Origin of the sequence: Frisingicoccus sp. (assembly GCA_016298055.1) — a bacterium.
Taxonomy (GTDB): domain Bacteria; phylum Bacillota; class Clostridia; order Lachnospirales; family Lachnospiraceae; genus Frisingicoccus.
On record JAEDDO010000066.1, the window covers coordinates 1 to 10,633 of the forward strand.

The following is a 10,633-nucleotide window of genomic DNA, read 5'->3' on the forward strand; positions in this document are numbered from 1 at the left end:
TCAAAATCTTCCGTATCACTGCAGATAAATCCACCCTTGGCTTCAAGAATCTCTTTAATAACCTGCCGTGCTTTTACAGAATCACCTTCCTCATAGCTGACTACATAGATAGATTTGATATGATGCTCTTCAATAAATTGTAAATCCAACGGGTCTACAAAACATTCCCTTCCATCCTGAAAAATAAGAGAATCGCTGTCCAGAACTACTTCCAGAAGATTAAGCTCCGGCCATACGTCAACCTTTTCTTCATCCACCGAATGTATGAGTGTTGTCAGTTCTTTCGCATCGGTCTGCTCCGGTGTCATATAGTAAAATTCCAATATATTTTTCTTCCGTTTCTGAGCTTCCATAATCGTATTTTTACTTATCTTCTTACCCTTTTTCAATATAACTTACCTCGTTTCCAAAATTGTTTTCGCCGCACTGTTCATAATCCGTGCTGTCATTCCCCAAATAACTCTGCCCTCATATTCATAAAAAAGAACAGGATAGGTGCCGCTGGCCCAACGATATTTACTGCCGCCTTCAACCTTTTGCCACGGAAAATCTTCAGACGGTTCTGTGTATATCTTATTATAATAAATTTCCGGCTCTTCCTCTAAAAAAAATTTCAAAGGAACTGTAAAAACCTCCTGAACCTCATCCTTTCCGAAAGTATCATTATAACCTTTCAGCATCCCCAGATAAGGATAAATAACCATATTAAAAGGTGTAAACAAGATATTCATCGGTGCAATGATTTCCACCTGTTCCGGATGAATCAAAAGTTCCTCGCATATTTCCCGTTTTGCCCCTTCCTCCGGTGTCTCATAAGCTTCACATGCACCTCCCGGAAAACATATTTCTCCCGGCTGCCGCTTCAATTTATCTGAACGGACTTCAAAAAGCACCTCATATCCTTTATCCTTTTCAATCAGCGGAATGACAACCGCTGACCGGCGACATTTCTCCATATCAATTAATGTAGGTTTACGTCCACGAAGATTCTCAATCATCTTACCTCTCCTGTCCTGTTTATTCGTATTTCTTATTTTACACTAACTATTCATATTTGAAAAGATGCCTTGTCCTATTCGTAAATAAAAGGAGCTGCTTCGATTTTCCTTCGAAAGCAGCTCTCATATATAGGAGATTTTTGCAACCTTTTTATTATGCAATTTTTTTAGACAAATTCATCTTGCTCTCACTGAAAATAGATGAATCCATTTGCTTTAATTCTTTTGAGATCAACGGTTTGAAACTCATGTGTCTCAAAATATCTTTTTCAATGTCAATGCCCGGAGCAATTTCTGTCAGAAGGAGACCATCCTGTGTCAACCTAAAAACAGCTCGCTCTGTTATATATAATACTTCTTTATTTAAGCGTTTTGCGTAGTTTCCACTAAATGTGATCTGTTCAACATGTTCAAGAAATTTTTGATTTTTACCTTCCTTCAAAATGTGAAGTTTATCATTTTCCACATGAATATCAAGGCCTCCCGCTGTAAATGTGCCGCAGAAAACAACTTTCTTTGCATTCTGGGTAATATTAATAAAGCCACCGCAACCTGCAATCTTCGGTCCGAATTTGCTGACATTAATATTGCCGCCCGCATCACACTGTGCCAATCCGAGAAAAGCGATATCCAAACCGCCGCCATCATAAAAATCAAACTGATATGGCTGATCCAGAATACATTCCGGATTTGCCACCGCACCAAAACTCTTGCCGCCTGCAGGTACCCCGCCAATCGGCCCCGATTCTACTGTCAATTTCAAACCCTTAATCCCTTCTTCATTAGCCACATTTGCAACACCCTCAGGTATACCGATTCCCAAATTCACAATAGCATGACTTTTTAATTCCATTGCCGCACGACGGCTTATAATCTTACGGACACCCAGTTCCATCGGTTTAATACTGTCAACAGGAACGCGAATATCTCCGCAATAAGACGGATTAAAATATTCTGCAAAAGTCTGCATATGGTTCTCAGGTTCTGAGATCACAATGGCATCTACATAAATTCCCGGAATCTTAACCAGTCTCGGATCAATGCTTCCGGATTCAACAACACTTTCAACCTGAAGAATGACCTTACCGCCGGAAGCCTTTACCGCCTGGGCAATGGACAGACTTTCCAGTGTCACTGCTTCCTTCCTCATGCAGGCATTGCCATCCGGGTCACAATAAGTGGCCCGAATAAATGCCACATCAATAGAGAATGCTTTATAATAGAGGAATTCCTTTCCATCAATATCAATAAGTTTTACAATATCCTCTGTTGTCTTTGAATTAATCTTACCCCCGTCAATACGAGGATCTACAAATGTTTCCAAGCCGACATGGGTAATCGTACCCGGTTTTCCGGCAGCAATATCCCTGAACAAATGGGTAATAACTCCCTGCGGAAGATTATATGCCTCCACCTTATTCTCAACTGCCAGCTTCTGAAGTTTTGGCGTCAAACCCCAATGACCACCAATAATTCTTTTCAGCATGTGTTCATGTCCAAGATGGTTCAATCCCTTATCCTGTCCATCTCCCTGTCCCGCGGCATAAACCAGTGTCAGGTCTCTCGGACAACCTGTCTCCAAAAACTGTTTTTCCAACGCACGCGTCAACTCTTCCGGATGATTACATCCTACAAATCCGCCTACAGCAATTGTATCGCCGCCTTTAACTAACATAACCGCTTCTTTTGCGCTCATGACTTTTCCCATAATAAAACCTCCCTGCTATCATCACATACCCTTTGATTAACCATATTGTACTAAAATGCATACAATTTGTACAATATTGTTTATTCATGAAATGATAACCGAAAGATATACATTCTTATATTATTAACAAGGACCGCAGCAGCATCCGCACATCATATTCAAAGCAAGCATCTGACAGCAGAAATTGTCCATAGACATGGTTTGACGTCCGTAACTTCCCGCCATATTTCCATACCACTGACGCCCCGACTGAAGCTGCTGCCACAGCATCTGGTACTGGGAATTGTTCGGCTCCATATTTAATGCCTGACGCGCCATATCCTGTGCTTTGATATTATTGCCCATACCTGCGTTCGCAATTGCAGATAAATAATACCACTGGGAATTCCGGTTACGAATACCCTCAAGAACATTCAGAGCCTCTCTGAATCGCCGGCTGTTAATAAAATTTGCAGCTGCCTGCATCTCGATCGTATCTGTATCTCCTCCGGCTGTCTGTCCGGTCTGCTGATAGCCGTAACTTCTGTATCCCTGTTCTCTCTCCTTCATAATCTGAGTATAAGCCTGCTGAATCTGTTTAAACTTTTCCTCAGCCGCCTTCTCCCCCGGTTTGCCCACATTCGCATCCGGATGATATTTTCGACTCAATGCACGATAGGCTTTCTTTATTTCATCGTCCGTTGCCGATGGTGAAACACCTAATATATCATAAGGATTCATCCTTAACTTCCTCCGCTTTTAGCCTGTCACTTCTGACCTTCATATATTTACTCCATACCCCGGCATACAGTATATTCCGCAAAATTTCAACGTCCATATTTAATGGCAGCTGTTCAAATGCCCGGGCACACTCTGCCATCATCATATCCAGTATGCCAAAAATCTGATCCTCAAAATCGGATGCACTTTTTAATGGAATCAAAGGATTAAAACTTCCCTTTTTGATATCCTTCTCCAAATCTTCATAAGCATCCATAATATAAATATATTTCCCGAGATAAAATCCAACATTTTTAAGCATATGGGCCCAGATATCATTCTTACGGTTGAATATCTCTCCCAGCATGGTTCCCGTAAGCCCCGCCAGTTTATCCAAATCGCTTTCACCGGCCCGTTGGGCGGCCTCCAGGCGATATACATAATTTTTTACAGCACGAAACTGTCTTGGGTATGTCTGACATATCTTCCGAACTTTTTTGCGCAGAATATGAATCTGGATAAACGCTTCCGGTCTTCGGTCATCTCTCCAATGATCCTGTGCCAGATAATAGCTTAATAACAACGTCATATCGGCAGCATATTCCAGATGTTCATTCTCATAAATATGAATCTTTTTTACCGGATGCAGAAAACATCGGTAATCCCGCTCTCTGCTGCATGTCTCATCCTCATAGAGTGACATGTGGAGCAACGCCATAAAAGTCATGTCATTATTCAGGCATAATTGACCAAAAGGGCCATATTGGTGTTTCAATGTCTGACACAAACCGCAATATACCCCTTTGTATTTTTTGTAATCTTTAATTTTTAATTCCTGTTCATTAACAATGACATATCCAAACATATCTAACTCCGTTTGATAAAATCATTCCCGCATTTCGGGCAATGAATACTGATCTTTCCCTTTCCCTTCGGAACACGCACCTTCTGACTGCACCCTGGACATTTATAAATACGATATCCTTTGTTGCGTTCCAGAGACCGTTTCTTTCCACCAAACCAACCTGTCAAACGATAATACTGCTGCAAAAACGCCTGATTCTCAGCATACCGTTTTGGAATATTCTTAGAGAAGGTTCGAAAGTAAACGTACACAAGCAAAACAAGTCCTAAAGTATATAAAATATTCACCCTTAGAAAGATTCCTGCAAGTACCAACACCATAGAAACAACTGAAAGTACCTGATTCATCTTATCATTGCCGTAACGCCCCATCATAAAGCGCTGCATTCTTTCACGCATAGCCATCTTCCTTCCGCCAAATATAAATAGAATGATATAACTATACTCCCTTCTGCATCCAAATTCAATTAAAGTTTACTATATTTTCCCTTAATTAATTCTAAAATTTCTGAATCGGATCCGAATCATCATCCGGAATATTCTCAATTTTTTTGATAACAACATAATATCCCTGTTTTTCATTGATCTCAACATAAACTCTGTCACCGACCTTATGCCCGAAAATCGCTTTTCCAATCGGTGATTCTGTACTGATTCTTCCCTCCAGTGAATTTCCACGTATTGTGGTCACCAATTTAAATGTTTCCGTCTCATCATCATCTTCAAAATAAACATCTACCTTATTATTGAGACCAACCTCATCTTCTTTAGATTCATCACTGACAATCTTCGCCGTGCGGATCATCCTTTCAAGATAACGAATACGACTTTCGTTCTGATTTTTTTCTTTCTTTGCCGCATGATACTCAAAATTTTCGCTTAAATCTCCATGAGATCTCGCTTCTTTCACCGCCTCCAACGCGTTTTTTCTCACGACCAGTTTTCTGTATTCGATTTCCTCTTCCATCTTCTTGATATCATTTTCTGTCAGTTCATTATACATCGATATCACTCCTTCAACATTTAAATCAGTGCCAACAGGGCATCTACATCCGATTCTTTTGTTGCCCAGCTTGTCGCAAAACGAACAACCGTACGTCCGTCAGGAAGCTTTTCCCAAAATTCGAAAGTTACTTTGTCCGACAATTCTTCGATCTTCGCATCATCCAGAATAACAAACTGCTGATTTGTCACTGTATCCATATAAAATGTATAACCTTTTTCCAAAAAACCTTTTTTAATCTTCATAGCCATGTCGATGGCGTGACGGGAAATTTTAAAATAAAGATCATCTGTAAATAATGTATCAAACTGGATACCTAAAATACGTCCCTTTGCAAGAAGCGCACCATGCTGCTTGATCGTCGTAAAGAAATGGGGAATATATCCCGCTTTCGGAAAGACAACCGCCTCTCCAAAGAGGGCGCCCACTTTCGTTCCACCGATATAAAAAACGTCACAGACACTGCTGATCACCTGAAGTGTCACATCCGTGCCTTCCGCCATCAGGCCATATCCCAGTCGCGCCCCATCCAAAAACAAAGGCAGATGATATGCCTGACATACATCATGAAGCTGCTCCAGTTCCTCTTTCGTATATAATGTACCATATTCCGTAGGATGGGAAATATAGACCATTCCCGGCCATACCATATGTTCATGTGCCGCATCACCATAATATTTTTCCATATAGGCTTTTATATCAGCTGCCTTTAATTTTCCCTGAACACCCGGTATCGTCAGCACTTTATGACCGGAAGCTTCCACTGCACCGGCTTCATGGACACTGATATGCCCGGTTTCAGCTGCAATGACGCCTTCATAAGGTTTTAAAATTGCCGCAATAATCGTCGAATTTGTCTGAGTTCCCCCAACCATAAAATGCACTTCGCCATCCGGGCATCCACATGCTTTTAAAATCTTTTCCCGACCACTTTGACAATACGGATCCATACCGTACCCCGGTGTTTTCTCCATATTCGTCTCAATCAGACGTTTTAATATCTGAGGATGTGCTCCTTCCATATAATCACATTCAAAATGCTGCATCTCCGTTACTTCCTTTCGTCATCATTTTACTGACTATTATAACGGATTTGCAGCATTATGCCAATCATCTTAACTTTATTTACTCGTCTTTCTGAAGTGCAATGACACCTGTACGAGCCATCTCAATAATTCCATACGGAAGAATAATTTTGATAAAACTCTCAACCATCTCCGGACTTGCATTGAGTTCGATAATCATACTCTTTGTGGATACATGAACAATTTTGGCGTCCATGATCATACAGATCTCCATAATATCTTTACGGTTCGTATTGTTATAGGAAACTTTAACCATAAGAAGCTCCCGGCATACGCTTTGAAGCTCTTTCAAACGACGTACTTTAATGACATCAATCTTTTTGTTCAGCTGTTTCTCAATCTGATCAATGACCTTCACATCGCCTGTAGAGACGATCGTCATATTGGAAATTTCATGGTTCTCCGTTTCACCTACCGCAAGACTGTCGATATTATAACCTCTTCTCGCAAAGAGTCCGGCAGTTTTGGATAACACACCGGCACGGTTTTCAACCAAAACCGAAAATATACCTCTCATCCGCCTCTACTCCTTTACTTTATCATACCTGTAAACATGACAAACCATTAATGCCGAATTTTCGCAGGCAAGAAACTCATCAATCATTCTGTCCATCTTTTCCATACTCTTCACATGGAAATAATCCATATCATAGGCCTGTGCAATTTTTTCAAGGTTTGGAATATCACCCAATTCTACAGCAATATAATGTTCATTATAATTATTATATTGATATTCACGCACAAGTCCAAGATACATATTCTTCATAACAATAATCTTAACCTTAATATCATTCTGAAGCATGGTCGCCAATTCATTAAAGGACATCTGGAAGGATCCATCACCGCAGACAGCAACGACCTGTCTGTCCGGTGCCGCCATTTTTGCTCCAATAGCTGCCGGAATAGCATAACCCATTGTTCCAAATCCTCCGGTCGTAAGGAACCGTCCCTTTTTCATAACATAGTTATCCGCAGACCAGAGCTGATTCTGTCCCACATCAGCCACATAAATCGCATCTTCATCCATACGTTCTGTCAAATGTTCGACAAAAAGGCAGGGATTAATAAATCCTTCATGGAATGTACGATTATCAACACAGTTCTTCTTAACAACACGGAGATCTTCAACCCATGTACCATAATCCGGCTGAATATCATATTCAAGAAGACTTTCAAAAATGAGTTTTGCATCTCCGACAAGCGGAATTGTAGGACCGATATTCTTACCAATCTCTGCTGTATCGATATCAATATGTATAATCAGCCGATTCTGCTCAAGTCTGGAAGGTGCCACTACAGCACGGTCATTGACACGTGCACCGACAATAATGAGCAGATCACACTGGGCCAATGCTCTGTTTGCATAAGGTTTTCCATTGGTACCGACCATTCCGAAAAATAATGGATGGCGTTTTGGCATACTGCCGACGCCCATCATCGTTGTAACTACCGGAATTCCGTTTTTCTCACAAAACTCCTGCAGTACATGCTCAGCATGACCGAGAATAACACCGCCTCCCGCACAAATCAATGGTTTTTTCGCCTTCTGGATAGCCTCTACAACCTTCTTGATCTGAACAATATGTCCTTTAACCTTCGGTTTATATCCTCGAATCGAAATCTCTCCAGGCTCTACATAATCAAATTCCTGTTTCTGAATATCAATCGGCACATCAATAAGTACCGGACCCTGACGGCCGGTTGATGCAATATAAAAAGCTTCTTTAAAAATTCTTGGAATATCATTAACATCTTTGACAAGATAACTGTACTTTACAAACGGTTCACAACATCCTGTAATATCTGCTTCCTGAAAAACATCCTTTCCAAGCAGTTTTGTGGATACCTGTCCTGTGATTGCCACCATAGGAATACTGTCCGCATAAGCTGTTGCCAGACCTGTGATCAAATTCGTTGCTCCCGGTCCTGATGTTGCAATACACACCGACGGTTTGCGTGTCACACGACCATAACCACTGGCTGCATGTCCCCCGTTCTGTTCCTGTCGCACCAGCACACTTTTAATATCTGAATTATACAGGCTGTTATAAAAAGGAGCAATTGCAACTCCCGGATAGCCAAATACCACTTTGATCCCCTGGTCCTGCAAACACTTTACCATGGCATCTGCACCTGTCATTCTTCTCACCCCCGTAAAAAATAGATATTATATATATTAATTCAAAATCCTTTGATATTCAACTGAATTTTACAATTTAAAGCCCTAAATTTTCCATTTCTTGCCGAATTGATTCTTCGCAGGAACGCATCGCCATTATTGTCTTCTCAAACAGGTCATTTAATTCCCATCCAAGCTTTTCTGCACCCTGACGAATAACATCGCGTGAACATCCTGCTGCAAAACGTTTATCTTTAAACTTTTTCTTTATACTGGATACTTCCATATCCATAACACTCTTCGAAGGACGCATTAAAGCTGCGGCCCCGATCAGCCCCGTCAGTTCATCCGCCGCAAATAAAATCTTTTCCATAGCATGTTTTGGTTCCACATCGCAGCAAATTCCGTATCCGTGACTGCATACAGAGATAATCATATCTTCACCCACACCCGCTTCGCGAAGCAATTCCGGTGCCTTCACACAATGTTCCTCCGGATAAAGTTCAAAATCAATATCGTGAAGAAGTCCGACAATTCCCCAATAGTCTTCCTCTTCTCCATATCCCATCTCTTTTGCATACCAACGCATCGTTCCTTCCACCGTCAGCCCGTGCTGAATATGAAAGGATTCTTTATTATATTTCATCAGTAATTCTAAAGCTTGATCTCTGCTGATTGTACTTTTCATCTCAAATACCTCTATTTCTCCCATTTTGTTCCGTATGTATTAAAAAAGACTCTGTCTTCCATATATCTGTCAATTTTATCATAATCTTTTGTCGGTTCTCCAACAGACATAAGTCCCAAAGGCTCAATCCCCTCCGGAAGACCACAGACTTCCTTAATACATGCAATGCGGTCTTCTTTCGGATGTACACCCATCCATAAAGAACCAAGTCCCATAGCTGTTGCCTCAAGAAGCATATTTTCCATAGCAGCTGCACAATCCTGTATCCACCAGCCCTGTCCCGGCTCGCGCTCCTTCGACAAATCCGCACATACCAGAATGGCTGCCGTTGCTGTATTTAAAGAAAATGCATTTGGATGCACTCCTAAAAAAGCTTTATAAATCTCTTTGTCTCTAATCACAATAAATACCCATTCCTGACTGTTCTTTGCACTCGGTGCCGCCATACCGGCCTTAATAATCTGTTTCAGCTGTTCATCGCTGATCACCTTATCCGTATACTTCCTTACACTCCTGCGATTAAATATCGTTTCCATAAAATTCCTCCTGTTCTGCCTTACTGATCTGTCAATCGAAAGCGTTCTTTTATACATTCACAAAGGTACTGTGCTGTCCCTTCGATTCCCAAAAAACTGCTGTTGATCATAATATCTTTATAGCGCACATCATCCGGCGCATATCCCGCATAACGAAGATGATATGCCTCTCGGGCCTCATCCACTTCTTTGATCATATCTCTTGCTTCACGTTCATTCATATTAAAGTCTTCAATACAATGTACAAGCCGATCCGATTCAGGTGCATAAATATAGATATTGACAAGATTCGGCATATCTTTTAAAACAAAATCCGCACATCGTCCAACCATAATACAACTCTGACGTTCAGCCAGCTCCAGAATAATCTCCTTCTGAACATTAAATATTTTGTCCTGAACATCCGACGTCTGCTGTCCCAAAGGAAACTTCATAAAACCAAACCAGTTCTTTGCTCTTTCCTCTTCATCTCTGATCGTTGAAAGCATAAGCCCCGTCTGTTCGGATACCTTCTCCAAAATATCCCTGTCAAAATATTCAATCTCAAGTATCTCTGCCATTCTCTTTGCAATTACCTGTCCCATACTTCCAAATTGTCTGGTAATTGTAATCGTATATTGCTCCAAAAAATATCCCCCACAATTTCAATTAATTTAGCATCTCTATTATACATCACATTTTTCTTCTGCGGTATGCATCATTTATTTTTTTAATAAAATTCGGCTATAGGTTTCCGCCATAATTGCCAGTACATCCTCATTAAAATCAAAAGTATTCTGATGATGTTCACCCAAAAGTTCCGTGCCAAACATAAAGTAAGCGGCTTTACCGCCATTTTTCTGTACCTCATTCATCATTGTCACCGCATCCTCCGATGCATTAAATATTCCGTTTTCAATATACTTATCCCCAATGCCCATTAAATCCAGATGA

Annotated in this window: 13 protein-coding genes and 1 pseudogene; all 14 read right to left on the reverse strand. The window is 40.9% G+C overall.

Annotated features, from left to right (window positions below):
* The coding region (locus QZZ35_RS06675; protein ID WP_291236690.1) for a hypothetical protein at nt 1-389 on the reverse strand (389 nt) is incomplete at its 3' end.
* 6 nt (nt 390-395) lie between these two features.
* Nucleotides 396-998: an NUDIX hydrolase gene (locus tag QZZ35_RS06680; protein WP_291236691.1), complete on the reverse strand. Its 603-nt coding sequence runs from the start codon at nt 996-998 to the stop codon at nt 396-398.
* Between the two features lie 154 nt (nt 999-1,152).
* Entirely contained in the window at nt 1,153-2,706 is a 1,554-nt protein-coding gene (locus QZZ35_RS06685) for an acyl CoA:acetate/3-ketoacid CoA transferase (protein WP_291236692.1), read from the reverse strand.
* Nucleotides 2,707-2,829: 123 nt separating this feature from the next.
* Entirely contained in the window at nt 2,830-3,426 is a 597-nt protein-coding gene (locus tag QZZ35_RS06690; protein ID WP_291236693.1) for a DnaJ domain-containing protein, read from the reverse strand.
* On the reverse strand, nt 3,413-4,270 hold the full coding sequence (locus QZZ35_RS06695; protein ID WP_291236694.1) for a DUF5685 family protein: 858 nt from the start codon (nt 4,268-4,270) through the stop codon (nt 3,413-3,415). The genes QZZ35_RS06690 and QZZ35_RS06695 overlap by 14 nt, the downstream gene beginning before the upstream one ends.
* Before the next feature lie 2 nt (nt 4,271-4,272).
* On the reverse strand, nt 4,273-4,668 hold the full coding sequence (locus QZZ35_RS06700; protein WP_291236695.1) for a hypothetical protein: 396 nt from the start codon (nt 4,666-4,668) through the stop codon (nt 4,273-4,275).
* Nucleotides 4,669-4,768: 100 nt separating this feature from the next.
* Nucleotides 4,769-5,272 (reverse strand): transcription elongation factor GreA, encoded by a 504-nt coding sequence (gene greA, locus QZZ35_RS06705; protein ID WP_291234540.1) that lies wholly within the window; start codon nt 5,270-5,272, stop codon nt 4,769-4,771.
* A gap of 20 nt (nt 5,273-5,292) precedes the next feature.
* A complete protein-coding gene (locus tag QZZ35_RS06710) occupies nt 5,293-6,318 on the reverse strand; it encodes a threonine aldolase family protein (RefSeq protein WP_291236696.1) in 1,026 nt (341 codons plus the stop codon).
* 79 nt (nt 6,319-6,397) lie between these two features.
* Nucleotides 6,398-6,874, reverse strand: coding sequence for an acetolactate synthase small subunit (ilvN, locus tag QZZ35_RS06715; RefSeq protein WP_291236697.1), 477 nt, complete (start codon nt 6,872-6,874; stop codon nt 6,398-6,400).
* Between the two features lie 6 nt (nt 6,875-6,880).
* Nucleotides 6,881-8,497 carry a biosynthetic-type acetolactate synthase large subunit gene (gene ilvB / locus QZZ35_RS06720; protein WP_291236698.1) on the reverse strand — a complete coding sequence of 539 codons (1,617 nt, stop codon included), beginning with the start codon at nt 8,495-8,497 and terminating at the stop codon, nt 6,881-6,883.
* Between the two features lie 76 nt (nt 8,498-8,573).
* Nucleotides 8,574-9,164, reverse strand: coding sequence for a hydrolase (locus tag QZZ35_RS06725; RefSeq protein WP_291236699.1), 591 nt, complete (start codon nt 9,162-9,164; stop codon nt 8,574-8,576).
* A gap of 11 nt (nt 9,165-9,175) precedes the next feature.
* Complete coding sequence (locus tag QZZ35_RS06730; protein WP_291236700.1) at nt 9,176-9,700, reverse strand: nitroreductase family protein; 525 nt, start codon at nt 9,698-9,700, stop codon at nt 9,176-9,178.
* A 20-nt stretch (nt 9,701-9,720) separates the two neighbouring features.
* Nucleotides 9,721-10,326, reverse strand: a complete 606-nt coding sequence (locus QZZ35_RS06735; protein ID WP_291234546.1) for a cytidylate kinase-like family protein — start codon at nt 10,324-10,326, stop codon at nt 9,721-9,723.
* A gap of 75 nt (nt 10,327-10,401) precedes the next feature.
* A pseudogene (locus QZZ35_RS06740) lies at nt 10,402-10,633 on the reverse strand (hypothetical protein); the annotation flags it as partial.

Bases quoted from the DNA above. Each gene is read 5' to 3' on its own strand.
- QZZ35_RS06725 (WP_291236699.1), bottom strand. From the start codon at position 9,164: ATGAAAAGTACAATCAGCAGAGATCAAGCTTTAGAATTACTGATGAAA.
- QZZ35_RS06685 (WP_291236692.1), bottom strand. From the start codon at position 2,706: ATGGGAAAAGTCATGAGCGCAAAAGAAGCGGTTATGTTAGTTAAAGGC.
- QZZ35_RS06700 (WP_291236695.1), bottom strand. From the start codon at position 4,668: ATGCGTGAAAGAATGCAGCGCTTTATGATGGGGCGTTACGGCAATGAT.
- ilvB (WP_291236698.1), bottom strand. From the start codon at position 8,497: ATGACAGGTGCAGATGCCATGGTAAAGTGTTTGCAGGACCAGGGGATC.
- QZZ35_RS06730 (WP_291236700.1), bottom strand. From the start codon at position 9,700: ATGGAAACGATATTTAATCGCAGGAGTGTAAGGAAGTATACGGATAAG.
- ilvN (WP_291236697.1), bottom strand. From the start codon at position 6,874: ATGAGAGGTATATTTTCGGTTTTGGTTGAAAACCGTGCCGGTGTGTTA.
- greA (WP_291234540.1), bottom strand. From the start codon at position 5,272: ATGTATAATGAACTGACAGAAAATGATATCAAGAAGATGGAAGAGGAA.
- QZZ35_RS06710 (WP_291236696.1), bottom strand. From the start codon at position 6,318: ATGCAGCATTTTGAATGTGATTATATGGAAGGAGCACATCCTCAGATA.
- QZZ35_RS06680 (WP_291236691.1), bottom strand. From the start codon at position 998: ATGATTGAGAATCTTCGTGGACGTAAACCTACATTAATTGATATGGAG.
- QZZ35_RS06690 (WP_291236693.1), bottom strand. From the start codon at position 3,426: ATGAATCCTTATGATATATTAGGTGTTTCACCATCGGCAACGGACGAT.
- QZZ35_RS06695 (WP_291236694.1), bottom strand. From the start codon at position 4,270: ATGTTTGGATATGTCATTGTTAATGAACAGGAATTAAAAATTAAAGAT.